Below are 26,735 nucleotides of genomic sequence, written 5' to 3'. Positions count from 1 at the left end.
GAGTAAGCCATGACGTTAACAAACACAGCCAACGTTCTAGGAGAAAAAAAACTCAGCCAACCTGCGGGTCCTTGCGCTATGGTGATATTCGGTGCTGCGGGAGATTTGACCAAGCGCTTGTTAATACCCGCCCTCTACAATTTGGCCCGCAGTAACTTACTACCCAAGGAGTTTGCAATCATTGGTGTGGGTCGGGCTCCCATGAGTCACGATGACTTTCGCACTAAACTGAGCCGAGAAATTCATGAATTTGCCACCACAACCGTAGATGCACAGTTATGGCAATGGTTCGAGCAGAGATTTTATTATCTCATGGGTGACTTCCACGATCCCAACACCTATAACCAGTTACAAAGTTTGCTGGCAACTGTAGACCAAGAGTGCGGTACAGGCGGCAATTACCTTTACTACTTAGCAACTGCACCCAACTACTTCTGCGACATCATTTGGCAACTTGGTGTTATTGGGCTGACTCAGGAAGAAAACGGACACTGGCGGCGCGTGATTATCGAGAAACCCTTTGGGCACGATTTAGAGTCTGCCCGCGCCCTCAACAAAACTATTAGTAGCGTGCTTGCGGAAAACCAGATTTATCGCATCGACCACTACCTCGGTAAAGAGACTGTGCAAAATATCCTAGTCTTCCGGTTTGGCAACGGATTATTTGAGCCAGTTTGGAACCGCCGCTACATCGACCATGTACAAATCACTGTAGCGGAAACAGTGGGAGTCGAGGGTAGAGGCGGTTTTTACGAAGGGGCAGGGGCAGTTCGGGACATGGTACAAAACCATATGTTCCAGCTACTGGCAATGGTCACAATGGAACCACCAGTCTCATTTGAAGCTGATGCTGTCAGAGATGAAAAGTCTAAACTATTGAAGGCGATACAACCCCTAACACCGGAAGAAGTTCTTACCCAAACTGTTCGAGGACAGTACGGTGAAGGGGTCATCAAAGGTGAGCAAGTGCCTGCCTACCGCTCCGAGCCTCGCGTTGCCCCCGATTCGCAAACTGAAACCTTCGCCGCTTTAAAGTTGATGATTGATAACTGGCGTTGGGCAGGTGTGCCGTTTTATCTGCGGACTGGTAAACGCTTACCTCACCGGGTAACGGAAATTGCTATCCAGTTCAAACAGGTTCCCTCTTTACTGTTCCGTCAAACCTCAATCTCTCAACTAAGTGCCAATTTCCTTGTACTCCGCATTCAGCCAAATGAAGGCATTAGCTTGCAATTCGGAGCAAAAATTCCCGGTCCTACGGTACGCATGGGCTTAGTAGAAATGGATTTTGCCTACAGTGATTATTTTGCCACTACGCGAACCACAGGATACGAGACTCTGCTCTACGACTGCATGATTGGTGATGCAACCCTGTTTCAGCGGTCAGACAACGTAGAATTAAGCTGGAGTGTAGTTACGCCAATTCTAGATGTCTGGAAAGCTTTACCAGCAAGAGATTTTGCTAATTACGCTGCCGGAACTTGGGGACCATTAGAAGCAGACCATTTGCTAGAGCGCGACGGTAGGCAATGGCGAAGAATAGACTAGTACAAAAAGGGTGAAGTATCAAGGCTAAAGGATCAAATTAACAGACTACCGTTGCAAATCGTTGTCAAACTTGCAATGGTAGCCTTATTTTCGCGCCCCGTGTACTAGATTCAGTATAGAATCACAACCGCGAAGCAACCAGCTTGACATCGGCATACTTCCAGGCTTGCTCGAAGCGCTTTTGCACGGACTGAGCTTCCTTTGTCTTGCCTTGTGCAGTTAAACTTTGTGCAAGTCCTAGAAGTGACCATCCATTTTCGGGATAGCGTTCTAAATCTTCCCGGTACACAGTTTCAGCCTCTGTCACGCGGTTAGCCTCAAGCAAAACGGCTCCTAATGATTGCCGAACTGGAGAGTACCAAGTTGCAGGCTCGTCATATCTCAGATTGTCCTCCAGTGAAACAGCAGTTTTTAGGTGAGCGATCGCTTGTGTATAATCTTTTTGTTTCGCAGCTAGTTCACCCGCTAAAACCTCAGATGCAATTTTCATCAAGCTGACGCTGGAATTTATATCCCAAACCGTGACTTTTTGCAAGGCTGGGTCAGCAGTAATAGCTCTTACCTTGTCTAATTCCTCTGCTGCTTGCTTGAGTTGACCTTTTGCTGTAAGCGCCATTCCCCTTGCATAATGCCAAACTCCATTGGGATACTTTAGGTCTGCTGCTAGTGCTGGCTCTTTGAGAATCTCATCCCACTTACCAAACTTTGTTAAAGTGTAAAATGGCAATGCGTAGTAATGCTGCAAAGTCCCATATCCCAGTTGCCGCATCACTTTTGGATCTGCTATCTCAGATGTCTCGCGGGCTGTTTGAATGGCTAGTTTACCCTCTCCCGCCATCACAGCACCTGCTAAAAGGAAATGATAGTTATGGGGTACGTAAGCCAGCTGGTAAAGACCTTTCGTGTGGCATTGGGTCTCGGACATGAAGTTCTTGTCAGCAGCGATCGCTTTTTGATTTGCAATAACTGCATCATGATATCGCCCTACTCTAATATAGATATGACCGGGCATATGCACCAAATGACCAGCAGCCGGAACTAAATCCCGGAGGCGGTCTGCACTAGCTACACCGCCTTCTGGATAAGAAGATGCTTCCACAGCATGGATATGTAAGTGAAGTGCCCCTGGATGATTGGGATTGCGTTCTAAGATAGATTCCAATGTAGAAAGAAGTTCATTTGTCCCTGGATTGGCTTTACCATCTCTTGTCCAGTAATTCCAAGGCATGGTATCCATAAGGGCTTCACCAAACAGAGTCGCTGCATCCAAATCATCTGGATAACGTTGTTTTACCTCTCGCATTGCATTAACGTAGGCAATATCTAAAGGTTTGCGGTCTTCAACTGGTTGTGAAGAATAGCGCTTTGCTAGCGCCTGAATATAAGCTTTTTCTCTCGGGGTCGCATTTCTACTTAATTCAATTGCTTTTTGCAATGCTTGAGATGCTGGTGGTATAGCTTCTGGGTTCATCGGTGCATTAATATTTGGCCCTTGTACCAGTGCAAGTCCCCAATAGCACATGGCACAGTTAGGATCTAGCCTTGCTGCTTCTTGGAAAGAGCGTGCTGCCATAGCATGATTGAATCCATAGGATAGGATAAGCCCTTGGTCAAAGTAGCGTTGGGCAAGTTTCGATCTGGTGGAGATGGGATGATGGTGATTGCCCAAATTATCCAGCAGCTTCACCCAGGGATGAGGCGAACCACTATGAATGCTACTAGACTGATTTGCGATCGCTTGTTTAAATATTTTGTTGGGATATGCAAATAGTCCAACTGCCATCACAACAAACAAAGTAAATAAAATCAATTTTTTGTTCATTAAAATCTCCCATTGGAATCTCTAACTTTCGTATAAGTAGGTTCGCATAAATAAAGTTAGTTAGTTCAGATTATTTTTTGTTATTTGTTATTTTTTTACATTTCTTCATTTACTTGGCTTTATTCTCACTCACCTACTTATGTCTCAAGATGTTTAAACTTTGAAATATAAAGACCCGCGAAACCGGAGACTAGTTGCTGGCTGAGGTACATAAGGATCTGCTGGAAGACGAATTTGATAGACTTGTCCGAGAAACCGTGCAGAAATATCAGATGCAATAGTCTCAACAGTTTGAGAACTAGAGGTATAGGGTAAACCACGATAGGTTAGACGCATACTATAAGGCTCCTTTTGCTGTTATATTGTTTAATAAATTATGAAGAATTTCTAGTGATGTCAGAACTTACAGTTTTTACATAGGTATCCACTTACAAATCATTTTGCCGTTTTCTTTATACCATTTAGCAGTGATACGAGGTTTTCCAGCACTAGTTTTCACATAGTTAGAATTTGAAGTACAGCCTGGATTTTGGGCAAAGATATTGTCAAAATTTTCATGAACTAGAGGATTCAATTTATCGCATAATTCTTGGGAATTCACTTGCACGATTTACAACTCCTTGTTTAAGAAATTTAGTTTTTATTGATTTCAAATTTATTAACTTTATCTGGATTTTTTGGTTTGGAATTTTCTTTCCGAATTTGACTCTATACCTAGATTCATCTGCAATTGGAAGGTTTTCGTAAAAGTTGAATTCCTAGCGGTTAAGCTATTACTTTTTATGACATTTTATGACAAACTTAATTTCATGTAACATTGAGATAGCGATTTAACATTCAATTTCAGCTTGTCAAAAAAGATGATATATGATTTATAAACTGCTATGACCCAAAGCAATCTTTCGTTGCCAACAGGATGTATCCTTCGCAAAGCCATATCTGAGGACATCTGGTCTATTCGGTTACTAGTACTTAGGGCAAAACTTGACCCCACTCAAATCCAATGGCAGCAGTTTTGGCTCATAGAGTGCAATGGGCATATCGTAGCGTGCGGACAACTCCGCAACTTTTCTGGCGCACAAGAACTTGGTAGTTTGGTGGTATTACCTGCACATCAAGGTTGTGGTTTGGGGTCTGTTTTGACACAGCATCTGATTAACCAAGCCACTTTGCCATTGTATTTGGAATGTCTGGGTCAGCAGCTACCATTGTTTTACAGCCGTTTTGGCTTTATACCAGTCTCTTTTGAGGATTTACCGCCATCGCTCAAACGTAAGTTTGGATTATCTCAATTAGGGAAGAGGCTGATAGGTGTTCCCGTAGTATTTATGCATTACCAAGGTGAGAAATAAGGTAAAACTCCATCTCTAGGCTCAAGTATTAATTTTGTATAGGCGCTAACACTAAAAATAGTTATCAGTTATCAGTTACCAGTTACTTATGAATTACTTGGTGATTTGTTCACTGGTTACTGTTCACTGGTTGCTGATTGAAGATAGTAGAGATAAGAGTAGTAAAAATGACAGATTCACAAGACCGCAATCAACAACTTAAGAAGCTGCGTGAACTGATCGAAGATATGGACATTGGGATGCTAACTACTGTCGATGAAGACGGTAGTCTGCACAGCCGTCCCATGTCAACCAACTCAGAGGTCGAATTTGACGGCGACCTTTGGTTCTTCACCTATGCCAGTTCCCATAAAGTTATAGAAATTAAGCAGCACCAAGAGGTCAACGTCAGTTTTTCTGACCCTAAAGCGCAAACCTATGTTTCGATGTCGGGTAAAGCTCAACTGGTGCGCGATCGCAACAAGATACAACAGTTGTGGAAACCCCAACTCAAAGCTTGGTTTCCCAAAGAACTGGAAGAACCCGATCTTGCTTTACTGAAAGTCAATGTAGAAAAGGCTGAATACTGGGATGCCCCATCAGGTTTTGTAGCACATACAATTGGTTTGGTAAAGGCAATAACCACAGGCGAAAAAGCTAATGTTGGCGAAAATGAAAAAGTCAGCTTGAGGTAAAATAACTGCAGTAGAAAAACCCGGTTTTTTGAAAAGACCGGGTTTTTGTGCGTTTAATTTAACACATCGCCCCGACTATTTTATGGTAGATAAAATACCTCAACCAGGACAAAAAGCACCTGATTTTTCCGCACCAGACCAAGATGGTCATCAAGTGAGTTTGGGTGATTTCTCCGGTCAGTGGATTGTCCTATACTTTTACCCCAAAGATGACACTCCTGGTTGTACAACTGAAGCTAAGGACTTCACTGAGTTAAATCAAGAATTTAGCCAATTGGGTGCCAAAATTCTAGGGGTGAGTGTAGATTCGGAAAAATCTCATTGTAAATTTATCAACAAGCATAACTTGTCCATTACATTATTAAGCGATCCAGAGCACCAAATGGCTGACGCTTATGGAGCATGGCGATTGAAAAAGTTTATGGGTAAGGAATACATGGGTGTCGAGCGTTCAACCTTTCTCATTGCACCTGACCAAACTATTGCCTACACCTGGGCAAAAGTTAAAGCAAAGGGTCATGCAGCTGCAGTACTCACTCAATTGCAAAAATTATCCGGTCAGGCTTAAAACAGTTAACAAGTTTTGGTGGTCATTTGTCCAGTGTCCTTTGTCAGTCGTCTTCCCCACGGTTTGATAATGGAAATACCAATCATGGTTACGAGACACAAAACCTGCACAAAAGTACCAACAAGTACTCCTTTGGCATCAAACGTATAAAGCGGATTTTGTAATGCTTGCAGTCTTTGCTCCTGGGACATGGCAGTTGCAGCATTTCCCCAAGGAAAAAGCCAGAACGTACCGAAGACAATTAGAACAACGGTCACAATCCACTTCGCAATCACCCAGTAAAACTTGAAAAATCCCCAGACTGTCAGCCAGCACAGCAATGTACCAGTTACTAAAGAACCGATCGCAGAGGGAATCACAATGAAATCGTCCAACAGGTTAATAGCTGAGTTCAGAGCATACAGAATATCGGCATGGGTTGAATGTTGATTTCTCCAAGCCAGGAGAAACATACTCAACACGGTTCCCGTCCAAAGCGCAGCAAAACTTACATGAGCTGTTAGCAGCCAGTTTTTCTGCGCGATGCTGAGTCTTGGAGCTTTGTTTTCCTTCTCTTTCCCATTGACGGCAGTCATTTTACTCTCCTGGTGCTTGACATTGGGTATTTGCATTTGGGTTTTTATTAATAGGTTGATATTTAATGTTTTAAGTAATGAAGCCAAAATTATCTTCTTGGATCGGACTCGTGTTTTAATCGAGATTCGACACAATACGCTCCAGAATGTTCTCCAGAAATTCCCGCTCGGGCTCTGTAATTCCAGCCAAAGCTTTTTCAATCACTTTTTCTCCCAACGGAGGTAAAACTTCTTTTAATCGTTCACCTTCAGGGGTTAGCCAAATCCGAACCATCCGCCTGTCTGAAGTATCGCGTTCTCGACGCACTAGGTGACGTTCTTCCATCCGGTCTACAACACCGGTTAAAGTCGCACCTAACTGTCCAAGTTTCTCAGCAATAACTGAAGTTGGCAGACCATCTTCTTCCCACAGACAACACAGTACAAACCAATGAAAGGGAGTCAGACCAAAAGGTTCTAGTTTTCCCAAAAAATCTCGGTACATCAGCTGGGAAACCAGCCTAAATTTATACCCCATGTCATATGGTGCTAAAAAATGACGCCACTGTTTCAGAAAGTTTTGATGAGTGGACGGATCGGACATGAGAAGGCAGGTTTGATTTTTTGTTGGCTGTTGTTCTTTAACTATAAGTACTCAATACATATTTAGTCAAGACATTAACTAAATTTCCACTACTTTCCCAATAAACAAACCCGATGGTAGTGGTATCGGGTTTGAAGCAATTATGTAAAGAAAGGATGAAGCTCAAGAATAAAGGATGAATTTTTTTATCCTTCACCCTTTATCCTTCATACTTTGTCTTTTCCAGTGTTTTGATTGTCTTTCATCTTATTAATCCGTCTCCAAATGTGCCTGTGCTAAGAGTCTTTTGCCATGAATAACTGCCGCAATCGTTACAGTGTTACCTTGAATCTGATAAATGATTCGGTAAGTGTAAGCAAACAGTTCCCTGATGGTATCGTCATTAAATTCTGGAACTACAGGTCCAGAAAAGGGAAGCTTGCCCAACTTACGAGAAGAGTCAAGTATTCTCTGAACTACCGTGGCAGCATAGGAAGCAGAATCACGAAATATGTATGCCGCGATCGCGTCTACATCTTCAAGCGCTTTGGGAGACCAAACTACTCGATAAGCCATTTACGTAAAAGCGCTTCGGCTTCCTCTTGAGAGATAGTGTCCTTACTATCTACTGCCAACAAACCCTGACGTACTTTTTCAAGCACGTAGAGATGATATTGAACATCCTCAACAGAACAATCGTCTGGTAGGTTGCTCAGCAGAGATTGGACTTTTTCCTTTGTAGTACTCATAGCATTTTTTTTAGTAAATTTATATGAATTATTTTTTAAGGGTAGGCAAAGAACCTACCCTTACTCTACATTCTGTTAAAAGTTTTCGTACTTAGCAATAGCATCCTTCATCTTGTCCAACACCTCGGAGACAGGCATTGTGCCTAACTCTCCCGAAGTGCGGGTACGGATACTGAGGGTATTTGTTTCTACCTCTTTTGCTCCCACGACTGCCATAACAGGAATTTTTTCTTTCTCGGCATTGCGAATGAGTTTGCCTAGGCGATCGCCACTAGTATCAACTTCAGCGCGGATACCCAGCATTCTCATCTTCGCTACTACCTCTTGAGCAAAATCGAGTTGTCCTTCGCCCACTGGCAGCAATCTTGCTTGTATTGGGGCTAACCACAATGGGAAATCCCCCGCATATTCTTCAATCAAGATGCCGATGAGCCGTTCTAGGGAACCGAAAGGCGCACGGTGAATCATGACCGGTCGTTTGCGAGAACCATCCTCAGCGACATATTCCAGATCGAACCGTTCTGGTAGGTTATAATCCACCTGCACCGTTCCGAGTTGCCACTCTCGCTCTAGGGCATCACGAAAGATAAAGTCCAGCTTGGGTCCGTAAAATGCTGCTTCCCCAATTCCCAAAAAATGCTCCATGCCCAGTTGTTCCACAGCACGGCGAATGGCTCCTTCTGCTTTGTCCCAAACATCATCCGAGCCAATGTACTTATCACTTGCCCGGTCGCGGAAACTGAGTCTGGCTTTAAAATTCTTTAGTTGCAGGCTGTTAAAGACTGACAGAATCAAATCCACAACACTTAGGAATTCATTATCAAGCTGTTCCGGCGTTACAAATAAGTGAGAATCATCAACAGTGAAACCTCTCACCCTTGTCAACCCGCCCAATTCCCCAGATTGCTCGTAGCGGTAAACGGTACCAAACTCTGCCAACCGTATAGGTAGTTCCCTATAAGAGCGTAGAGTGCTTTTATAGATTTGAATGTGGAACGGGCAGTTCATTGGCTTGAGAACGAAACCTTGCTCTTGTTTTTCGGCTTCTTCATCCTCTGCCATCAGGGGGAACATATCTTCCTTATATTTCTGCCAGTGACCGGAGGTTTTGAATAAATCTACTCTAGCAATGTGTGGTGTTACTACTGGTAGATATCCACGTTTGAGCTGTTCTTGTTTGAGGAAGTCCTCCAAAAGGCTCCTCAACAAAGTTCCCTTTGGCGTCCACAATGGTAACCCCGGTCCCACCAAGTCAGAAAATATAAATAATCCCAGTTCTTTACCCAGTCTTCGGTGATCTCGTCGCAGCGCTTCTTCTTTACGCCGTTTGTACTCAACCAGTTGTTCTGGGTTTTCCCAAGCGGTAGCGTAGATGCGTTGCAACTGGGGTTTGGTTTCATCTCCTCGCCAATAGGCTCCCGCCACACTTTCCAATTCAATTGCTTTTGGGTTTAAGTCTTTTGTATTTTCTACATGAGGTCCGGCACACAAATCCCACCATTCATTTCCCAAATGGTAAATTGTAATTGGTTCCTCTTTAATATCTGCTAATATTTCTAGCTTATAAGGCTCATTAATTTCTTTGATACGCCGTTCAGCTTCTTCGCGACTGACTTCTTCCCGAATGACTGGTAATTTCCTGTTGATAATTTTAACCATTTCTTTATAAATGGCTTTCAAATCCTGTTCTGAGAAAGGATCTGGATTATCAAAGTCATAGTAGAAGCCATTTTCAATCCAAGGACCGATTGTAACTTGTGCCTTGGGAAAGAGCTTTTGTACTGCCATCGCCATGACATGAGAAGCCGTGTGGCGAATTTTTTTTAAAGTTTCCGACTCGCTAGTACGCGGCAAATACATTTTTTCAGGTTGTTCTAGTTTATTAGATGATTCTGGCGACATCTGCTATACAAGTATTGGCGAAGTGATTGAAATCTACTTATGAATTTCATTTATAAAAATCAAACAAAAATATAACATAACTTGATTTCAAGTCCATAAACTTTTGTTTGTCTTAGGTTAATCCTCTTAGCATTTTGTATCATCAAATAAACGCATGCATCGTTAATATTTTCAACAAGTTATTTTTAGCTAACTATTAAGTCACCAATAAATAACTCGGTACAAATACAGTGGACTTCTGAACGCTGTCATTTGTCCTCTCCCATTTGTAAGGGTTTCCGATTTTTAACTTTTTTTAACATAATTGGATTTTTCTCCACCTACAGGCTTAGAAATTAACTAGATGCGATCGCGAGTTCCTGATTACTTTTTACTAGTAATAGAGCGCACTAGAGACTTGCCGCCTCCAGTCTCTCCCTTACTAAACTACAGTTAGCATACACATTCAAGTGCGGGCTCTACTCTAAATATAACGAGTTTGTTTGCTTTAGGTTTATTTTTATAGTCCCAGCTACTAGGTTTTTTCTAATAAAGAGTTAGAACAAGACTTTGAGTAACCGCTCTAGCAACCAATACAATTGTCAAGACCTTCTGCTATTAACAGGAGTTAACCACGGAAGTGTCTTTTTTGATTTTATAGTTTTCTTTAACTGTACACAAGTTTAACTTGTATATCACTAACTGTTAATTATACGAGCATCTGTAAGTTTAGCATTACAATAATGCTGCCCGATCGTGTTGGAGCGTATTCACACCAGTCACAAAGTCCCATTTCTGAGTAACTTGTAACACAGCAAGCAAATACGTGAAAATTTTTGTAACCAGGGAGACAGGAGTTACTATGTGATTTAAAATACATACATCTTCGGAATTCTTCAGCGACTTTGCCTCCACTGATTAAGGTTTTTTGAGATCCCTCTGGGGAATCTGTACAACCGCCTGAAAGACTTTATATAATGGATAAACTGTAACTAATGTTACATATTTTTAGATTTTTCTGACTTATGGGAGAGAGAGGAAAAATGTTAAGAATCTTAAATAAGGTTAATATTAGTAATAAAGTTAGGAATATGCATCTCATTTATGCAAGACTCTAATTTACCAGAATCGGAGTTGCTAAAAACGGTTTTGCAGCCATTGTTGGAAGATTTTCAGTATTGGTTTGCACGCTCGCGTGAACTTCTGGAAACAGAGCAGCTCTTATTTATGAGTCCACATGAACAATCGGACTTACTTATGCGTGTTAAACAAGCGCAAGACGAAGTGAACACAGCCAAGATGCTCTTTAATGCAACGGACGGCAAAGTTGGGATTGATATGGCAACTTTAACGCCTTGGCATCAATTGCTATCACAATGTTGGAATGTGGCGATGCGCTTTCGTCAAATCAGAGATAATGAGCAGTAGAGAGACCGCAGTATTAAGTTAGATAGTCAGAATTCTATAACATTTTTTGAAAAACTAATATGTACCCTAAGCTACCATTCTTTTTTCTGAGTTGAAAGTTCTCATTTTTACAGAAATAGGCGCACTCTGAGTGCGTTAACCATTTGGCATAGTTGGGATTAACTGCATTTAAAAACCGAATTGTTAAAAATTGTTAAATTTGGAGGAAAAAACAATGTTACACCTGCTTTACATTTTTGCTTTTACCCTGCTTGCTTTTATAGCCGTGGCTAACTTAATCCGCAATTTGATTATGTTTAGTTTTGATAGAGAGCGGATGTACCCACCAAGATCCGCACCTCTAGGAGAGCGGGGAAATCCTTATATTTCATCGAAAAAGCAATTTACACCACATCCGGAACTACTAGACGCAACCGGCAACCTTATTAGAGAGCCACTCTTGGTTATGCGATCGATCAACGTTGAAGACGCCCGTCAAAAGTTAGATGCATTATACGAAGCTTCTCCAGGACAGAAAATCGAAAACCAACAAGAGGAAGGATAAACGCGGAGTGGGGAGTAGTTGTGGATTCCCCACTCCATTTGCCCCATTCTAAGCTTCAATAACTACCCGGAGATTTCCGCGTTTCTTAGCAACACGGCAAGCTGTCGTACTTCCAGAACGCTCGAATTCTAAATCGAGAATGGTAGGACCGACGCGCAAATTGTGTAGAGACAGGCGATTTATTGACTCTGGGAGGGCAGGATCGATAATTCGCAGGCAATTATTGGGAGCATCAGGCACTAAATTAACCATCATTTGCAGCAGTTGGAAGATACTGCCAGTAGCCCAAGCCTGAGGCGTACAGGCAACAGGATATTGCACCGGAGCATTATCACCATTGCGCTCGTAACCGCAGAACAGTTCTGGAGGTCGAGCATAAGGCTGCTGATTAGTCATGTCGAATAAACCTTCAAAAAGTTCCAAGGCTTGGTCAATAAGTCCGAGGGAACGCATACCCATTGCAATCAGGGAGTTATCGTGGGGCCATACCGAACCGATATGATACCCCATTGGATTGTAAGCGGGTGACAAACTGCTGAGGGTACGAATACCCCAACCATTAAACATATCCGGTGCCCGCAATCGCTCGGCAACGCTGTAAGCTTTTTCTGGCGTGAAAATGCCTAAATGCAGGCAGTGACCGGGATTTGACGTAATACTATCCACCTGATTGCCCTCACCGTCCAAAGCCAGGGCACAGAAATCTTGTTCCTCCATCCAAAAGTCCCTGTTGAAGCGAAGCTTAAGGTTTCTAGCTTCTTCTGTCCATCGGTCGGACAAATCAATGCGCTTTTTCATCCTGGCAATTTCTGCAAGGCGCAATTTTGCAGCGTAAACATAAGCTTGTACTTCACAAAGAGCAATAGAACCGTTAGCTAACTCTCCTTTGCGATTGACAATACAATCACCAGAAGGGTGCATCTACTTATCACAGTATATCACTTTTGGGCTGAGGGGCAAGACCCCTCATTATATCTTTAGTCAAAAATTTCTTAAGAGGCTGTTATAAGCTTATAAGGAGGACTTATCAATTTTCCGTTATTATCCTCTTGCTAGAAAATAACTTACCAGTAACAATTGGTTTAGTTATAGGAAAAAGGAGAGCAACTTGGGCAGCTCTCCGAATCATCAGGGTGCATCTACTTAGCACATTATATCATTTTAGTAGTGAGGGGTACGACCCCTCATTTATTTTGTTTTTCTAAAGATAAGATTAAGAAATCTTTAGGGCTGCTATTAGTTAGTAGTTAGTGGTTAGTAGTTGGTAGTTATTTGCCACTAACCACTATCCACTTAGCTATTCAGCTTTTTCTCCACTAATTCATTAGTGAGTTTGGGTTCAGCCAGTTTATTAGTCTTTTTGAGAACTTGCCCCACAAAAAAGCCTTTGAGGTTGGTGTTGCCTTTGCGGTATTTGTCTAACTCTTTGGGATTGGCTGCCATAACTTCATCAATGATGGCTTCAAGCACATTAGGATCGCTAATGAGCTCCTTACCTTTGAACAATTCGTCAGGAGAACGACCATTCAGTAACTCTTGCAAGTTCTCTTTCGCTATGGCGTTGCTGATTTTGCCTTTTTCAATGCGAGTGATGACATCAGCAAGATTGGCAGGTGTTAAGCCAATTTCACTGATATTTAGTTTATTTTTGTTGAGATATGCTGCAATATCCTGAGTGATCCAGTTAGCTGCTTGTTTGGGGCTAGCGCCTGCTGCTATTGTCGCTTCAAAATACTCAGACACCGAGCATTCTTCTGTCAGCACTCGTGTATCGTAAGCAGAAAGACCCAACTCACCTTCATAACGCTCGCGTTTCTTGGCTGGTAGTTCGGGGAGTTGATTGCGCCAGATTTCCAATTGCTCTTGTGAAACCTCAATTGGAGCCAAATCTGGTTCGGGGAAGTAGCGGTAGTCGCTAGAACCTTCCTTAGTCCGCATACTAACTGTGCGTTGACTGCCTTCGTCCCACAGGCGAGTTTCTTGGATAATACGCTCACCAGCTTCTACCGCTGCAATTTGCCGTTCAATTTCATACTCGATCGCCCGTTGAATGGCGTTGAAGGAGTTCATGTTCTTAATTTCTACCTTGGTGCCAAACTCCTTTTGTCCCACAGGACGCACGGAAATATTGACATCACAACGTAGAGAACCTTCTTGCATATTGCCGTCGCTAACACCAAGGTAGCGTAGAATCCGGCGCAATTCTTGGGCATACTCGGCAGCTTCTTGTCCGGAACGCAAATCGGGTTCTGAAACAATCTCCACCAAGGGCACACCAGCACGGTTGTAATCTACCAAAGAATAGGTGGAACCTGAGAGGCGATCGCTACCTGCATGAACTAATTTACCTGCGTCTTCCTCCATATGCAAGCGCGTAATTCCAATCCGCTTGCGGGTGGGGTTACCATCCTTATCAATAATCTCGATTTCCAACCAGCCATGTTCGGCAATGGGAAGGTCGTACTGAGAAATTTGGTAATTTTTAGGCAAGTCAGGATAAAAATACTGCTTGCGATCGAATTTGCTGTATTTAGCGATTTGGCAATTGAGCGCTAAACCTGCTTTGACAGCGTATTCTAGTACCTTTTCATTAAGTACGGGCAAAACTCCGGGCAAACCCATGCAAACCGGGTCAATGTTGGTATTGGGGTCAGCACCAAACGCTGTAGAACTTGTGGAGAAAATTTTTGTTTCCGTGCTGAGTTGACAATGGGTTTCAAGACCAATGATTGCCTCGTACTCAGTTTTGACTGGAGCAGAAGAAGTCATAAGATTGCTAATTGTGGCTTTATTTAATCAATCACTAAGGTATTTTAGCGGTTGCTCTACTCTCCCATCAGCTTTTGCTTTCATTGAGTGATATGTTTTAAGGTGCCAAAGTCATTGGGGTCTACTTCGTAAGCTGCTCCAAAACCAATCACAAAGCGACCTGTTTTTGGCATCAGCTTGAAGATACGAAAATCAGGCAAATCGCGCAACATCTGAATAATGTCGCCAAAACGGGCTTCAAAGTTATCGACTATTTGCTTCCAAGGTTCACTATCACGTTCTACTAAGGTCGCCGTACAGTCAAAGGTAAGACGCCTGCGAGCAAACACTTGTTTGGTTTGGGACTCATCTTCAATAAAAAGTACACTGACTTTGGGAACTGCGTGTAGATTTTGAGTGTGGGTAGAAAGACCGCTGACATATATATAAATATTCTTGCTCTCATCCATTACAAATGGAGCATAGCTAGCGTTGGGCATACCATCTGTGTTTACAGTTGCGATCGCAACACTTTGGAACCGATCTGTGAAGCCTTGGAATGCGGCAAGGGCAGTTTCAAATTGTGACATGGAGAAAGAAAATATACGACTTGCTTATGATTTTAATTCGCCAACAGCAAAGTACTCTTTTCGCCAACACACCTCATGTTAGCGAAAACTCAAGATTTACCGTGAAAGATTTGGTTCAACGACCATTGGGAAATGCTCAAAATTTCGTCGCACCCAATCAATACCGACTTAATTATGTCGATCGCTTCAGTCCAGAAATGGTGGAAAAACATATTGAGGCAGGGAGTGTCAATTTAACAGGTGTCAGGAAAATACCCCAAACTTGAAACAGCTGGGTTCAGTTTAACCTTTAGCCTTGATACTTCAGCCTTTTTGTACTAGTAGTACAGTGCGCCAATAATGAGGGTAAAAATTATCGGGATAACGATAGGGATAGCAACTATAAGCCCCCATTTACCAAAGCGAATTTCTTCTCCCTCAGACTTGAGTACAGCAATCCAGCCTCCGACTCCCATTAATATCCAAATACACCCAAATATGATGAATATGAGGAACTGTGAGTCTTGCATACTTATAAACCTCCAACAAATAAGAAATAAAGGTAATTTTGCTCAATCATATTTAATGATGTGCCCAAAACTTTTTCACAATTGACGGTGATATCAAAACGAGCCTCCTTCCCATTATAAAAAACCCTCGATTCTATCCGAGGGTTATGCAAAGAGCAATTGGAAATCAGGTTGTTTTAAAATTTACCAAATTATTGCTTTGTGGGATATCAATAATTTAGCTTTTTAAAAAAAGATTTAAAATTTTGCTTTTTAGTTCCCTGACGGTAACTTAATGTTGTGAAACTTAACCACAATCAGCTACTTTGACGGTTTGGTGCAAATTTTGCCCTTCCATCAATCGATCGCGAATACTTCCGTTGTTTAAGGAATGGGGGATATGTGTCTTTTCTGTTCTCTTGGCTCTCACGGGTAACTCCTTTATACCTCCCTTGGGTACCTCAGGGACTAAAGTGCATTTTTCCCAACTCACTACTGGCATATCTTGCCAGCAACTACGACAAAACCAGTAAATTTCATTACTACGTATGTGCCGTAAAAGTTGATGAGAACAGCAAGGACAGTAATTCATAATTTCTAAAGGTTCTAATACTAAATGTGTTTATTTGCACATCAGAAGAGCCTGTTGACAACCCATAGGAGATGGAAAACAAACTGTTCAAGTTTTAAAAATAGATTGCAAATGTGAGGAACTTGTGAGGGAACCTCAAGCTTCTTCATTAAGATGAATTAAGTTTAGTTAGACTCTTTATAGTGTTCGAGTGTCACTTAATTTTTCTATCTTAAGTTGTACTCCCTTGGGTAGAGGTGCTAACTTGCAATATAGCCATTCTCAAATGAATTTAAGACAGTAAAAGGGCACAATACCTTGCGCCCCGATAATAATTTGTGTATTTTACCAACTGACAACTGCAATATTGTTAGTTGTAGAAACGCCTTTATTCAGCACTTCTCCACATTGGTTGTGAATTAATACTTACTACTAACCACCAACCACTAACCACTAACTAATTCCCATTATCTTCCCAAATATCGACTAGTCATTCGCATTACGTCAGCAATATCAACATCACCATCGTTGTCAGAATCAAGGAAAGAATTGAGTACAGAATTTCCCCCAGCTTGGGGATTTTGGGAATTAGCTCCAGATTTCAATAAATTAAGCACCAAAGGAACCAAAATTGGCAGTAATTGTTGAACCATACCAGTATTCAACCCTGTATGCTGGGCAACAACGTTGGCAACCTGCTGCTGTAACCCATAAGAGAACAGTGAATCAACAGCTTGGGGGTTGGGAGAGGTACCACCAAATTGATTCACTACCTCTTGTGCTGCCTCGTTGCCTTCTGTATTGCGCTTTTCTTGTAACGCAGAACGTACATAGTTCCCGACAATGCCCAAAGCTGACTGCATTGTCGAGGGGTCTGCACCAGTATTGCCGCTTAGTTGCTGCACGGTGTTGATGATACTGCCCAATTGATCGGAATTGGCTTGTTGATTGGGATTGTCAAGCGCGTTGATAATTTGGTCAAAAAGTCCCATGAGTTTCTTCTCCGTATATCCTCATGCCACCAAAACCAAATTTTGACACGTAAACTGGTTCTTGTTTCTACCTATTAGCAAAAAATAAGCATTTCCCTACCAGGCATCATAAGGATGAGGGTTGAACATCAATTGAGTAGTCATTGTTTGTGTGCCTATAGCATCAAAGATGCTATTATGCCTCAATTTGTTAATAATTTTAGTTTATTTGACTAGCTTACCCTGAATGCCCCAAGTTCTGTTTATTCCCAACCACCTACATAAAAATTGTATTTTTAGTTGTGAGCCATTGGTAAATAAATGCTAAACTCTGTACCTTTATTTAATTCTGACTGGTAAGTAATTTTACCACTATGTTTTTTAACAACAATCTGATGGGTAATTGCTAAACCTAAACCAGTGCCAACACCTCTTGGCTTAGTTGTAAAAAATGTTTCAAAGATTTTGCTTTGGTTTTCTAGTGGAATCCCTAAACCGTTATCTAGAATTCGCACGACTACCCAATTATCATCAGCTTCAGTTATAATGGTAATTTTGGGTGAAAACTGGGACTCTAAAGCTGACTTTTCCTCTAAAACATCAATGGCATTAGATAACAAGTTCATAAACACTTGATAGAGTAAACCTGTATATCCTGGAATAGCTGGTATGTCCCCATATTTCCGAACAACGTCGATACCTTTCTTCAACCTATTTTGTAAAATCAATAAAGTACTGTTCAAACAAGCGTGTAGGTCTACAAACTGGCTTTCACCCTCATCCAAACGGGCAAAATCTTTTAAGCTCAAAGCTATTTCACGGGTTCGAGTAGCTCCAAATTCTATCGAATTTAATAATTTGGGTAAATCAACTTCTAAAAACTCTAAATCTATCTCCTCAGCTAGTTCTTCCACTGCAAGGGGAGGATTGGGAATTTCAGTTTTGTAGGTTTGCAATAGAGTGAGAAGGTCATCAATGTAGTTTTTTGCGTGTACGAGATTGCCAGAAATAAAATTAACGGGGTTGACAATTTCATGAGCAACACCCGCAAGCATATTTCCCAAACTGCACATTTTTTCACTTTGAATCAGTCGTGCTTGGGTTTCAGCTTCTTGTTCTTTTAAAAGCTGCTTGACCTGTTGGATCAGTTGGTTAAGAGAAATTGCTAACTCGCCAATTTCATCTTCTGTCACGACTGATGCTTGTAAGTCAAAATTGGCTTCTCTGGTTACTCGTTGTGCAACTTCTGTCACTGCTTTTATAGGACGAGCAATAGTACGACTTACGTAAAGAGCTAAGGCAGCTGCAAGGGCAGTGGATAACAGTATACTTCCGATGATAATTTGTGCTTGTAGTATAGCTGCCTGATTTTGGGCTACATCAGCTTCTTCTTGACGCCGGCGAACTGTTACAGCAAAGTCAGTTAATTCGTGGATAAATTGATTAAATTGAATTGCAGTAGGATTTTGATAAAATTGCCAAAAGAAGGGCTGCACTTTTGAAGGATCTTGTGCGTTTAAATTAAGTGATGCTATTTTTTGTGGCAGAAGCCTAAATTCTTGAAAATGCTCTGTTACTACAGCTTTATGTTTCTCTAGTAGAGCTTGTAAATCTTTTTGTGAATGAGTTTGGCTAAATTTATGTAACTGAGAAAGTAACTTTTCGGCTGCCGTTAAATTCCTCAATAAATCAGAGTTTTCTGTTTGTAAACTTTGTGGTTGGCTTAAAATAGGCACAATTTCTTGGTGATGGCTTTGGATTTCTAGTAAAACTCCTTGCAATTCACTCAATAATGCTCCTTCTTCATCTGCTACTATCATTTGATATCTGGCTCGTTGATAGTAGCGCTCGCCAACGTCCAAACCTGCTATTGTCCCCAAAACCGCTATCCCCAAGGCAAGAACATATCCAACAACAATTTTTTGTCGAATACTCAGTTGATGGAAGACTCGTTTAACCAAGTTAGAGTAACTCAATTGAGGTGTAGAAGTCATAATGAACTCAATTTTAATTTGGGAAGTGCAGGTGGTGAAACCAGTCCTTAAAGAGGGTTAGCCCAATCCAATCAACTGGCGTATAGCCCTGTGGGCATAGCCTTGCCGCAACGTGTAGCGCTTCCGCGCCTGAGATAGCCAAAGGCGTTTGCATATCATAGAAGGAACTATTTACTCAGTATTTTACGATAAATTTTATACAAAATATATCAATAATTAAGCAAAATAGGCATTTTATACCTTGAAGAAAACGGCTGAAACCTTCTGAAACTATTAAGATGAGAAGCATCAGAGTACTTACCTAATAGCCCTTTTTACTCATGTCTCTACCGCGTGCGATCGCATTAATTGTTGGTTTAATAACCATTCTGGGACTCAGCCTGTGGTTGATTAATTCTCTGATTCAGCTTTACTGGCAGTTATCCTGGACATCTCCGCTCCTGGGCAATTTACTATTGTTATTAGCGATCGTTTTTATAGGAGCGTTAATTGCTGCGTTTGTCTACTATATATTAGTTATTCAGGCAGGTGAGCAGCGCCAACAAAGCAGGCGCAGACAACGTGCAAATGTCCCAGTTCCAGATACTAGACCGGATGCTGCTTCTTCGACTCTACAAGCAGTGCGGCAACAGGTAGAGCAAATTCAAGATGAAGTTTCCCGCCAAGCTTTACTGAGTAAATCACGAGAGATTGAAGCTAACCTGGCTCGTGGAGAGATTCAAGTTGTCGTTTTTGGAACTGGAAGTGCTGGCAAAACCTCTTTGGTAAATGCAATCATGGGACGCGTGGTTGGCAAGGTAAGTGCGCCAATGGGAACAACACAAGTTGGAGAAACTTACTGTCTGAGATTAAAAGGATTAGAACGGAAGATTTTAATCACGGATACACCAGGGATATTAGAAGCGGGGGTCGCAGGAACCGAAAGAGAGCAACTTGCACGAGCATTGGCAACAGAAGCAAATTTACTGTTATTTGTAGTCGATAATGATATCCGTAGCTCTGAATACGAACCATTGCGGGCTCTGGCTGAAATTGGCAAGCGATCGCTCGTTGTTTTAAATAAAACCGATCTATATACAGAAGAGGATAAAGAAGTCATTTTGGCACGTTTGCGATCGCGGGTGCGGGGGTTTATTGCTCCTCATGATGTTTTGGCAATTGCCGCCAATCCCCAAGCAGTAGAGTTAGACAATGGCGGAATTTTTCAACCAGATGCCGACATTTCACCATTACTCAAACGCATGGCAGCAATTTTACGGGCAGAGGGTGAAGATTTGGTAGCAGATAATATTCTCCTGCAATCCCTACGCCTGGGAGAAGAAGCACGCAAAATTATTGATGCCCAGCGCCGCCGACAAGCTAACAAAATAGTCGAGCGATTCCAGTGGATTGTTGCGGGTGTGGTTTCAGTGACACCTTTGCCAGTAGTCGATTTGCTAGCAACAGCTGCTGTTAATGCCCAGATGGTGGTAGAAATTGGTAGGGTTTACGGTTGCGAACTGAATTTGGAACGCGGGCGGGAATTGGCGCTGTCTTTGGGGAAAACCCTCGCTAGTTTGGGAATAGTGAAAGGGGCAGTACAGTTACTTTCCATAGCACTACAGACAAATATCGGTACTTTTATTATTGGTAGAGCAATTCAAGGTGTGACAGCGGCTTATCTAACGCGTATTGCTGGGAAAAGTTTTATTGAGTATTTTCGCAATGACCAAGATTGGGGCGATGGTGGCATAACTGAAGTTGTGCAGCGTCAGTTTCAACTCAATCGCCGAGATGAATTTATTAAGGCGTTTATTCAAGAGGCGATCGCAAGAGTGGTGAAACCGTTAACTGATACAGCAGAGGTAGCTGAGTGTAAGCAACCCCGCTCTAAAGAGACGGGGCTTTAGCCCAGTTCAAGGTATTTGTCGGAAACAGGCTAAGCTGTCCTTCCAACAAACAACTCATCCCCGGACTTTCAGGCTGACTTACGGACAACCCCAAAACTGCAATATTGGCAGCTGCATTCAAATCGGCGTCACATTCAAAACCACAATGTTCACACTTGAACGACTTACCAGAACGATACGATTTACCCTGAACCGGATGGATGTGGTGGCACCGCGAACAGGTTTGACTCGTATAAGCGGGTGGAACCAAAACTACTTGCACTCCAGCAATATTCGCTTTGTATTGAGTAAATATCCGCAACTGATAAAAAGCCCAATTGTGAGTTCTGCGTCGTTCGGTTTTGGAACGTGGTTTTTCGTTGAGCGATTCTCGAATGTTTGTCAAATCCTCAAAAGCAATAGCCGCATTATTTTGCTTTGCTTCATTGACGATTTGCTTGGAAATGTTGTGATTCAACCATTTCTGAAACCTTTGTTCTCTGCCACAGAGCCGTCTCAGGAGTCTTGTGGAACTCCGAGTGCGTTTGCGTTGAACATTAGCCCTGACCTTGCTGTAGCGGTCACGGACGATCTGAATCTTTTTGCCACTCCAAGATTTTCCCGTACTTGTAGTAGCAATGTCTCGCCTACCGAGATCGACACCAATAACTTTGGGTGTTTTACCAGGTGGCTGGGTTGGGACATCGACAGCGATGTTGATGTAGTAATCGCCTCGTTTGGTTTTGTTGAGAGTGGCCGCAGTCGGAGATTGCCCTTTGAGCAAGCCCAATTGATAGTTGCCGATGCTCAACTTAAACTTTTTGCGACCGCTTATCAAGGTCACGCCAACAGTTTGAGATTCTTCAATATATTGAAAAGTCCGAATATCCAAGCTCATGGAAGTTGGCTTGAAGGCGTGGATTTGCTTTACTGCCTTAGCGTTGCCAATCACCCGGCGGATTGCCTGACAAACGTGGTTGGCTTTCAACCCAGTAGACTCACGAACTGGTTTATAAACCAGATGGTGAAGCTTGGTTGTGTTCCAACACCGTTCGCGTTTTGCCACGAACAATATCTGGTTGCAAGCATCAGCAAATCCCTGCAAAGTTGCGTCAACCTCTTGTCGTAACTTTACCGGGACTTCAATCTTGCATTTTACAGATATTGTTTGCATCTGATTGCTTTAATAACTCATCCAATTATCACCTAGAACAAGCAATCCGCGCAATGGGTTCCCAAGAATTTTGGACTGCCATTAAAATGGTGAGCAGTGCGGTGGACGGGTTCCACAGGCTACAGCAACTGCGAACCCGAAGGGCACGAGTCGCGGTTCCTGAGCCAGTGCGGTCTTGGGGTTTCCCCAAGTAGAGCAACTGGCGTCCTTGGGCTGAAGCCGCAAGGTTTCCCCGCTCCCGCATTTTCTAGATGATGAAGAATTTAACTCTACCAACAAATAATTAAATTAGACCGCTAAAGGATAAAACACGCCATTATTCTTTTTATACTGAAAATTCTAGACTTTAACCTTCAGTGTTCCTGATGCAAATCATCCAATAATTGTTACATAAAACACAAATGTTTGTGCTATTCTCCGTAATAATAACTAATATAAGAGTTACTATTACAATAGATAGTTACTTTGTTCATTTCTTTACAACCCATTCCGGAAACAGGGGGCAAAAATAGAAAACCTATATAAGCAGTGACTCAGTAACTAGCTAATGACTAATCATATGATAGGCAAGGTACTACAAGGACGTTACCAAATAGTCCAGACTTTGGGGGCTGGGGTGTTTGGTGAAACATATGTTGCCGTAGATATTGAAAATCCAGAGAATCCCAAATGCGTTGTTAAACAACTAAAAGTGACTAGCGTTCAGCCTAGCTACTTACAAATTCTCAGGTTGCGTTTTCTAACAGAAACCGAAACACTCAAACATCTGGGACACCACAATCAAATTCCCGAACTGATAAGCTGTTTTGAGGAAAACGAACGTTTCTACTTAGTACAGGAGTTTATCGAAGGACACGCACTCACAGCAGAACTGCCAATTAATCCAGAATTGGGTTATCTCTGGAGTGAAAGCGAAGTAGTTGAATTTTTACAAGAAGTTTTGAATATTCTGGATTTTGTTCACGCTCAAGGAGTGATTCACTGTGATGTAAAACCAGAGAATTTGATCAGACGTGCTTGTGATAGCAATTTAGTGCTGATTGATTTCGGTTCAATTCAGCCTATCGACTTTGGATCTGATACGGTATTGCCCATCTATAGAATCCCCGTAACTTCCTTAGGGTATATTCCACCAGAACAATTTATCGGTCAAACTCAAGCCAACAGTGACATTTATGCTTTGGGTATGATTGCCATACAAGCTTTAACAGGGCAAACACCACTGCAATTAAAGTTAGATCCCAACACTCAAGAAATTATCTGGCGTTCCAATACTACCCCAGTCAGTGATTATCTCTCTGCTGTCATTAGCCAGATGGTTCGTCATAATTGTAAAGACCGCTATCAATCAGTAGGTGAAGTATTGCGGGCGCTTCAGCAAATGCCACTAGAAACTTGGCAATCGCAAACAGTCGTAGATGTGCCGTATACGGTTTCAGATACAGATAACAATGGTTCTTCAAAAGTTAAGACCAATCGCAGTGTTTCTTCACCCAAGTCATCTCCAGTTTTAACGGGAGTGAAGGTGGGTTTAGCGGCTAATTCCTTAGTAATGGGATTTGGTGTTTATTCGCTTGTTTACAATACCCCTGCCTATTCAGAAACAGAGACTTTATACAAAGCAACTGAGGAATTTCAATCTGGTGATTTGCAAGGAGCAATTGCTCTAGCTAAGTCTATTCCCTCAAATAGTAATGTTTATCCTGAGGCACAAGCTAGCATTGAAGAATGGGAACAACAATGGCAAGATGCGGATCGACAGTATAAAGCAGCTGAAAAAGCTTTTCATGAAGGTCGTTGGTCGGAAGTCCTTCGCACAGCTTCTAAAATACCTGATAATTTGTATTGGCAGTCGAAAACCGACAAATTAGTCGAGCAAGCACAAGTCAACATCGAAGAAGAAACCAAAAAGTTATTATCCAAAGCTTATGAAAGAGCATCATTAAAAGACTTTAGTACCGCACTCAATTATCTCCGCCAAATTCCAGAAGAAACTTCTGCAGGAGCCCTCGTTCAACAAAAGTTAACTGAGTACAATAAGAAGAAAGAAATTAGAGCGGCTTACTTATTGCAAAAAGCTTATAGCAAAGCGGCGGAACGAGATTTTGGGAGTGCTGTCCAATTTCTCCAACAGGTTCCCAAGGACACTCCTGTCTACAATACTGCTCAAGTCAAACTAACTGAGTACAGTCAAAAGCAGCGCCTGCAAGCAGAAGGTCAAAAAGTGGCTTCCTCACAAATAACGAATACTCCCTTAGATATGGTAGAGCCATTTGTAGATAACAGTTCTGCTACAAGCTTGCAACAATTCGAGCTAGGTACTGTATTAAACGAGGCGAACATAAGGTAGTCAATGGTTAACAGTCAATGGTCATTAGTCAATAGTCTAAAGTTTGTGACTATTGACTTTTAACTGTAGACCCTAAACTTGGCAATAACTGCTGTTGCGCTTGATTGCGAGCATCGATCGCTTGTTGGTAATCCGGTTTCAGTTTAATAGCTTTATTATATGCTGCAATAGCTTGTTGATATTGTTTTAGATTTAATAAAGCATTACCTTTGCTGTACCAAGGTTCGTAGCGGTTTGGTTCTTGACTGATAGCCCTATTGTAAGACGCGATCGCTTCTGGATATTTCTTTAAGTTATACAAAGAATTTCCCCGACTATACCATGTGTGATAGTTTCCTCGTTTAAATTGAACAGCTTTATCATATGATGCAACTGCATCTTCATAGCGTTGTATTTGATGGAACGACCAACCCCGACCGTACCATGCTTGGTAGTTATTGGGGTTGTATTTGATAACTCGCTCGAAGGATTCTATTGCTTCTTGATAGCGTTGTAAACTGTTGAGTAAATTTCCTTTAGACAACCAAGCCAGATAGTAATTTTGTCTGTATTGTATTGCTTTATCATATGATGCAATCGCATCTTGATAGCGTCGCAAATTTACTAAAACATTACCGCGATTGTACCAAGCCCTATCGTAAGCAGGTTTGAGTTCAGTGACTTTATCATAAGCAACAAGTGCCTCATCATAACGTTTTAAATTATTCAATACCAGCGCCACATTATACCAAGCTTCATAATAGTCTTGCCTTAATTCAATAGCTTTTTCGTAAGATTGAATAGCTTGGTCGTACTGCTTTATTTGCGTTAAAGCCTCTCCCTTCGCATTCCAAATTTCCGGCTGATTGCTATCGAATAATAAGGCTTTATCTAATGAGGCGATGGCTTCTTGATATCTTTGTAACTGATTCAAAGCAAAGCCCCGCCCGCGCCAAGATTCAAAGTAATCTGGCTTAAGTTGAATTGCTTTATCATAAGCAGCAAGTGCTTCTTTATATTCTTTTAACTCATATAATGTTTTTCCTTGACCATTCCATGCTTTAGCATAATCTGGTCTGAGGTTTAACGCTCTTTCATAGTTTGAGAGAGCATCTTGGTAACGTTGCAATTCATAAAGAGTATTTGCCTGCTGATACAATTCTGTGGCATTGGTAGAGTTAATAGCATTGACAACATAGACAGACCCTGCTGTACCTATACCGATTAAACTGATGGCTGCCAACAATTTGAGTAATATACTTTTACGGGGTTTGTTAGTTGTTGTATGACTTTTTATATTATTATTCTTTGATATAGCAGGGCTCAATGTTATAGTATGAGATTGAGAATTGTGTAATTCTTTCAAAGCCTGCAAGGCAAGCGATGCTGAAGGGTAGCGCTCCCGAAAGTCATAGCGTACCATTTTGTCTAGAATTTTGGCAAAATCTTCGCGGATTGAGACACGGTCTTGCCAAATAATTTCGCAGGTGTCTGGATCTCTATCTAATTGTTCTGGGGACAATCCAGTCAGTGCTTGAATACCCATAACTCCCACAGCATAGATATCACTGCTAAACTTTGGATTGCCCTGGGCTTGTTCGCTTGGAATATAGCCAGGAGTCCCAATAGCGACAGTAAATTTTGTATAGCCCCCAGGGCTGACAACTTGAGTTGCAATCTGTTTAACCGCACCAAAATCAATCAAGACTAACTTACCATCAACCTGACGTCTAATGATGTTGTGTGGATTGACATCGCGGTGAATGACCTTCTGATTGTGAACAAATTCTAAAATTGTCAAAATTTCTTCCAACAAAGCAATAACCTGGTCTTGTTCCAGAGGTTTGCCAGGTATAATTTCATGGCTGAGGTTTGACCCCTCAATAAACTCCTGTACGAGATAAAATTCCTCTTTCTCCTCAAAGTAAGCTAAAAGTTGGGGAATGCGGTCATGAGTCCCTAATTTATGAAGAACTTGAGCTTCCGTATCAAATAAGCGTCTTGACGTTCCTAAAGTTACAGGATCGTTAGCTTGAGGTTTAAGTTTTTTGACAACACATTGCGGCGATCCTGGTAATTGAGTATCACTAGCAACAAAAGTTTCGCCAAATCCTCCTCCTCCCAAGTGACTGATAATTTGGTATCTTCCAACAAGTATGTTTCCTAACATTCTGTTTGCCCGGTCTAATACTGACTATTCTGATTCCAATCTTGCCACAGCTTTTTAAAGTAGGGGTTCGTGGGTAGTAGTACAAAAAGGTTGAAGTATGAAGGCTAAAGGATGAAAGTCACAGGTTTA

Annotated in this window: 25 protein-coding genes and 1 pseudogene; 9 read left to right on the top strand and 17 right to left on the bottom strand. The window is 41.8% G+C overall.

Annotation, left to right across the window (positions count from 1 at the left end):
* Positions 1 to 9 precede the first annotated feature (9 nt).
* On the top strand, positions 10 to 1,548 hold the full coding sequence (gene zwf, locus ACYRY3_RS43600) for a glucose-6-phosphate dehydrogenase (RefSeq protein WP_460208075.1): 1,539 nt from the start codon (positions 10 to 12) through the stop codon (positions 1,546 to 1,548).
* 121 nt (positions 1,549 to 1,669) lie between these two features.
* Here the strand turns inward: zwf and ACYRY3_RS43595 are convergent, their stop codons facing one another.
* Positions 1,670 to 3,370 carry a tetratricopeptide repeat protein gene (locus ACYRY3_RS43595; protein ID WP_460208074.1) on the bottom strand — a complete coding sequence of 567 codons (1,701 nt, stop codon included), beginning with the start codon at positions 3,368 to 3,370 and terminating at the stop codon, positions 1,670 to 1,672.
* A 153-nt stretch (positions 3,371 to 3,523) separates the two neighbouring features.
* A complete protein-coding gene (locus ACYRY3_RS43590; RefSeq protein WP_460208073.1) occupies positions 3,524 to 3,706 on the bottom strand; it encodes a DUF4278 domain-containing protein in 183 nt (60 codons plus the stop codon).
* 548 nt (positions 3,707 to 4,254) lie between these two features.
* Here ACYRY3_RS43590 and ACYRY3_RS43585 point away from each other — a divergent pair.
* From ACYRY3_RS43585 to bcp, 3 genes are all read left to right on the top strand, one after another.
* Positions 4,255 to 4,722, top strand: a complete 468-nt coding sequence (locus ACYRY3_RS43585; RefSeq protein ID WP_460208072.1) for a GNAT family N-acetyltransferase — start codon at positions 4,255 to 4,257, stop codon at positions 4,720 to 4,722.
* Between the two features lie 167 nt (positions 4,723 to 4,889).
* Positions 4,890 to 5,396 carry a pyridoxamine 5'-phosphate oxidase family protein gene (locus tag ACYRY3_RS43580; protein ID WP_460208071.1) on the top strand — a complete coding sequence of 169 codons (507 nt, stop codon included), beginning with the start codon at positions 4,890 to 4,892 and terminating at the stop codon, positions 5,394 to 5,396.
* Between the two features lie 82 nt (positions 5,397 to 5,478).
* Positions 5,479 to 5,964, top strand: coding sequence for a thioredoxin-dependent thiol peroxidase (gene bcp, locus ACYRY3_RS43575; protein WP_460208070.1), 486 nt, complete (start codon positions 5,479 to 5,481; stop codon positions 5,962 to 5,964).
* Positions 5,965 to 5,969: 5 nt separating this feature from the next.
* Here the strand turns inward: bcp and ACYRY3_RS43570 are convergent, their stop codons facing one another.
* The 5 genes from ACYRY3_RS43570 to thrS all read right to left on the bottom strand — a co-directional run bounded on the left by ACYRY3_RS43570 (position 5,970) and on the right by thrS (position 9,752).
* Positions 5,970 to 6,539, bottom strand: a complete 570-nt coding sequence (locus tag ACYRY3_RS43570; RefSeq protein WP_460208069.1) for a hypothetical protein — start codon at positions 6,537 to 6,539, stop codon at positions 5,970 to 5,972.
* Positions 6,540 to 6,654: 115 nt separating this feature from the next.
* On the bottom strand, positions 6,655 to 7,122 hold the full coding sequence (locus ACYRY3_RS43565) for a MarR family winged helix-turn-helix transcriptional regulator (protein WP_460208068.1): 468 nt from the start codon (positions 7,120 to 7,122) through the stop codon (positions 6,655 to 6,657).
* A 249-nt stretch (positions 7,123 to 7,371) separates the two neighbouring features.
* Positions 7,372 to 7,677: a type II toxin-antitoxin system RelE/ParE family toxin gene (locus tag ACYRY3_RS43560; protein WP_460208067.1), complete on the bottom strand. Its 306-nt coding sequence runs from the start codon at positions 7,675 to 7,677 to the stop codon at positions 7,372 to 7,374.
* Positions 7,662 to 7,850 (bottom strand): hypothetical protein, encoded by a 189-nt coding sequence (locus ACYRY3_RS43555; protein WP_460208066.1) that lies wholly within the window; start codon positions 7,848 to 7,850, stop codon positions 7,662 to 7,664. Before ACYRY3_RS43555 ends, ACYRY3_RS43560 begins: the two co-directional genes overlap by 16 nt.
* Before the next feature lie 75 nt (positions 7,851 to 7,925).
* Entirely contained in the window at positions 7,926 to 9,752 is a 1,827-nt protein-coding gene (thrS, locus tag ACYRY3_RS43550) for a threonine--tRNA ligase (RefSeq protein ID WP_460208065.1), read from the bottom strand.
* Between the two features lie 1,083 nt (positions 9,753 to 10,835).
* Here thrS and ACYRY3_RS43545 point away from each other — a divergent pair.
* Both ACYRY3_RS43545 and ACYRY3_RS43540 read left to right on the top strand, forming a co-directional pair.
* Entirely contained in the window at positions 10,836 to 11,159 is a 324-nt protein-coding gene (locus tag ACYRY3_RS43545; protein WP_460208064.1) for a DUF2605 domain-containing protein, read from the top strand.
* A 214-nt stretch (positions 11,160 to 11,373) separates the two neighbouring features.
* Positions 11,374 to 11,703 (top strand): DUF2973 domain-containing protein, encoded by a 330-nt coding sequence (locus ACYRY3_RS43540; RefSeq protein ID WP_460208063.1) that lies wholly within the window; start codon positions 11,374 to 11,376, stop codon positions 11,701 to 11,703.
* A gap of 48 nt (positions 11,704 to 11,751) precedes the next feature.
* Here ACYRY3_RS43540 and ACYRY3_RS43535 read toward each other — a convergent pair.
* The 3 genes and pseudogenes from ACYRY3_RS43535 to ACYRY3_RS43525 form a co-directional block, all read right to left on the bottom strand.
* A pseudogene (locus ACYRY3_RS43535) lies at positions 11,752 to 12,615 on the bottom strand (amylo-alpha-1,6-glucosidase); the annotation flags it as partial.
* A 381-nt stretch (positions 12,616 to 12,996) separates the two neighbouring features.
* Positions 12,997 to 14,472: an Asp-tRNA(Asn)/Glu-tRNA(Gln) amidotransferase subunit GatB gene (gatB, locus tag ACYRY3_RS43530; RefSeq protein ID WP_460208062.1), complete on the bottom strand. Its 1,476-nt coding sequence runs from the start codon at positions 14,470 to 14,472 to the stop codon at positions 12,997 to 12,999.
* An 80-nt stretch (positions 14,473 to 14,552) separates the two neighbouring features.
* Positions 14,553 to 15,041: a HugZ family pyridoxamine 5'-phosphate oxidase gene (locus tag ACYRY3_RS43525; protein ID WP_460208061.1), complete on the bottom strand. Its 489-nt coding sequence runs from the start codon at positions 15,039 to 15,041 to the stop codon at positions 14,553 to 14,555.
* A gap of 26 nt (positions 15,042 to 15,067) precedes the next feature.
* Here ACYRY3_RS43525 and ACYRY3_RS43520 point away from each other — a divergent pair, with 26 nt between their 5' ends.
* A complete protein-coding gene (locus ACYRY3_RS43520) occupies positions 15,068 to 15,307 on the top strand; it encodes a hypothetical protein (RefSeq protein ID WP_460208060.1) in 240 nt (79 codons plus the stop codon).
* A 51-nt stretch (positions 15,308 to 15,358) separates the two neighbouring features.
* Here the strand turns inward: ACYRY3_RS43520 and ACYRY3_RS43515 are convergent, their stop codons facing one another.
* From ACYRY3_RS43515 to ACYRY3_RS43500, 4 genes are all read right to left on the bottom strand, one after another.
* Positions 15,359 to 15,550, bottom strand: a complete 192-nt coding sequence (locus ACYRY3_RS43515) for a hypothetical protein (RefSeq protein WP_460208059.1) — start codon at positions 15,548 to 15,550, stop codon at positions 15,359 to 15,361.
* Between the two features lie 286 nt (positions 15,551 to 15,836).
* Positions 15,837 to 16,121 (bottom strand): hypothetical protein, encoded by a 285-nt coding sequence (locus ACYRY3_RS43510; RefSeq protein WP_460208058.1) that lies wholly within the window; start codon positions 16,119 to 16,121, stop codon positions 15,837 to 15,839.
* A 446-nt stretch (positions 16,122 to 16,567) separates the two neighbouring features.
* Positions 16,568 to 17,092, bottom strand: coding sequence for a DUF937 domain-containing protein (locus ACYRY3_RS43505; protein WP_460208057.1), 525 nt, complete (start codon positions 17,090 to 17,092; stop codon positions 16,568 to 16,570).
* 275 nt (positions 17,093 to 17,367) lie between these two features.
* Positions 17,368 to 19,065, bottom strand: a complete 1,698-nt coding sequence (locus ACYRY3_RS43500) for a sensor histidine kinase (RefSeq protein WP_460208056.1) — start codon at positions 19,063 to 19,065, stop codon at positions 17,368 to 17,370.
* A gap of 320 nt (positions 19,066 to 19,385) precedes the next feature.
* Here ACYRY3_RS43500 and ACYRY3_RS43495 point away from each other — a divergent pair, with 320 nt between their 5' ends.
* Positions 19,386 to 20,954, top strand: a complete 1,569-nt coding sequence (locus tag ACYRY3_RS43495) for a YcjF family protein (RefSeq protein ID WP_460208055.1) — start codon at positions 19,386 to 19,388, stop codon at positions 20,952 to 20,954.
* On the opposite strand, the gene ACYRY3_RS43490 is transcribed toward ACYRY3_RS43495, so the two are convergent.
* Positions 20,935 to 22,107 (bottom strand): RNA-guided endonuclease InsQ/TnpB family protein, encoded by a 1,173-nt coding sequence (locus tag ACYRY3_RS43490; protein ID WP_460208054.1) that lies wholly within the window; start codon positions 22,105 to 22,107, stop codon positions 20,935 to 20,937. The two genes, ACYRY3_RS43495 and ACYRY3_RS43490, sit on opposite strands and share 20 nt — an antisense overlap.
* Positions 22,108 to 22,135: 28 nt before the next feature.
* The gene (locus tag ACYRY3_RS43485; RefSeq protein WP_460208053.1) at positions 22,136 to 22,351 is read right to left on the bottom strand and encodes a hypothetical protein; all 216 of its coding nucleotides are present in this window, start codon (positions 22,349 to 22,351) and stop codon (positions 22,136 to 22,138) included.
* Between the two features lie 303 nt (positions 22,352 to 22,654).
* Here ACYRY3_RS43485 and ACYRY3_RS43480 point away from each other — a divergent pair, with 303 nt between their 5' ends.
* Positions 22,655 to 24,457, top strand: a complete 1,803-nt coding sequence (locus ACYRY3_RS43480; RefSeq protein WP_460208052.1) for a protein kinase domain-containing protein — start codon at positions 22,655 to 22,657, stop codon at positions 24,455 to 24,457.
* A gap of 49 nt (positions 24,458 to 24,506) precedes the next feature.
* On the opposite strand, the gene ACYRY3_RS43475 is transcribed toward ACYRY3_RS43480, so the two are convergent.
* Positions 24,507 to 26,606 (bottom strand): tetratricopeptide repeat protein, encoded by a 2,100-nt coding sequence (locus ACYRY3_RS43475; protein ID WP_460208051.1) that lies wholly within the window; start codon positions 26,604 to 26,606, stop codon positions 24,507 to 24,509.
* Positions 26,607 to 26,735: the final 129 nt, after the last annotated feature.

It is taken from the genome of Scytonema sp. NUACC21, from assembly GCF_054684315.1.
Note: the sequence above shows the minus strand (reverse complement) of the source record. Positions and strands in the feature narration are given on the sequence as shown.

Excerpts from the sequence above, each read along its gene's own strand:
- gatB (WP_460208062.1), bottom strand. The coding sequence starts at position 14,472 with ATGACTTCTTCTGCTCCAGTCAAAACTGAGTACGAGGCAATCATTGGT.
- ACYRY3_RS43500 (WP_460208056.1), bottom strand. The coding sequence starts at position 19,065 with ATGACTTCTACACCTCAATTGAGTTACTCTAACTTGGTTAAACGAGTC.
- ACYRY3_RS43510 (WP_460208058.1), bottom strand. The coding sequence starts at position 16,121 with ATGAATTACTGTCCTTGCTGTTCTCATCAACTTTTACGGCACATACGT.
- thrS (WP_460208065.1), bottom strand. The coding sequence starts at position 9,752 with ATGTCGCCAGAATCATCTAATAAACTAGAACAACCTGAAAAAATGTAT.
- ACYRY3_RS43555 (WP_460208066.1), bottom strand. The coding sequence starts at position 7,850 with ATGAGTACTACAAAGGAAAAAGTCCAATCTCTGCTGAGCAACCTACCA.
- ACYRY3_RS43595 (WP_460208074.1), bottom strand. The coding sequence starts at position 3,370 with ATGAACAAAAAATTGATTTTATTTACTTTGTTTGTTGTGATGGCAGTT.
- bcp (WP_460208070.1), top strand. The coding sequence starts at position 5,479 with ATGGTAGATAAAATACCTCAACCAGGACAAAAAGCACCTGATTTTTCC.
- ACYRY3_RS43525 (WP_460208061.1), bottom strand. The coding sequence starts at position 15,041 with ATGTCACAATTTGAAACTGCCCTTGCCGCATTCCAAGGCTTCACAGAT.
- ACYRY3_RS43505 (WP_460208057.1), bottom strand. The coding sequence starts at position 17,092 with ATGGGACTTTTTGACCAAATTATCAACGCGCTTGACAATCCCAATCAA.
- ACYRY3_RS43480 (WP_460208052.1), top strand. The coding sequence starts at position 22,655 with ATGACTAATCATATGATAGGCAAGGTACTACAAGGACGTTACCAAATA.
- zwf (WP_460208075.1), top strand. The coding sequence starts at position 10 with ATGACGTTAACAAACACAGCCAACGTTCTAGGAGAAAAAAAACTCAGC.
- ACYRY3_RS43580 (WP_460208071.1), top strand. The coding sequence starts at position 4,890 with ATGACAGATTCACAAGACCGCAATCAACAACTTAAGAAGCTGCGTGAA.
- ACYRY3_RS43540 (WP_460208063.1), top strand. The coding sequence starts at position 11,374 with ATGTTACACCTGCTTTACATTTTTGCTTTTACCCTGCTTGCTTTTATA.
- ACYRY3_RS43570 (WP_460208069.1), bottom strand. The coding sequence starts at position 6,539 with ATGACTGCCGTCAATGGGAAAGAGAAGGAAAACAAAGCTCCAAGACTC.
- ACYRY3_RS43585 (WP_460208072.1), top strand. The coding sequence starts at position 4,255 with ATGACCCAAAGCAATCTTTCGTTGCCAACAGGATGTATCCTTCGCAAA.
- ACYRY3_RS43560 (WP_460208067.1), bottom strand. The coding sequence starts at position 7,677 with ATGGCTTATCGAGTAGTTTGGTCTCCCAAAGCGCTTGAAGATGTAGAC.
- ACYRY3_RS43475 (WP_460208051.1), bottom strand. The coding sequence starts at position 26,606 with ATGTTAGGAAACATACTTGTTGGAAGATACCAAATTATCAGTCACTTG.
- ACYRY3_RS43495 (WP_460208055.1), top strand. The coding sequence starts at position 19,386 with ATGTCTCTACCGCGTGCGATCGCATTAATTGTTGGTTTAATAACCATT.
- ACYRY3_RS43485 (WP_460208053.1), bottom strand. The coding sequence starts at position 22,351 with ATGCGGGAGCGGGGAAACCTTGCGGCTTCAGCCCAAGGACGCCAGTTG.
- ACYRY3_RS43590 (WP_460208073.1), bottom strand. The coding sequence starts at position 3,706 with ATGCGTCTAACCTATCGTGGTTTACCCTATACCTCTAGTTCTCAAACT.
- ACYRY3_RS43545 (WP_460208064.1), top strand. The coding sequence starts at position 10,836 with ATGCAAGACTCTAATTTACCAGAATCGGAGTTGCTAAAAACGGTTTTG.
- ACYRY3_RS43520 (WP_460208060.1), top strand. The coding sequence starts at position 15,068 with ATGATTTTAATTCGCCAACAGCAAAGTACTCTTTTCGCCAACACACCT.
- ACYRY3_RS43565 (WP_460208068.1), bottom strand. The coding sequence starts at position 7,122 with ATGTCCGATCCGTCCACTCATCAAAACTTTCTGAAACAGTGGCGTCAT.
- ACYRY3_RS43490 (WP_460208054.1), bottom strand. The coding sequence starts at position 22,107 with ATGCAAACAATATCTGTAAAATGCAAGATTGAAGTCCCGGTAAAGTTA.
- ACYRY3_RS43515 (WP_460208059.1), bottom strand. The coding sequence starts at position 15,550 with ATGCAAGACTCACAGTTCCTCATATTCATCATATTTGGGTGTATTTGG.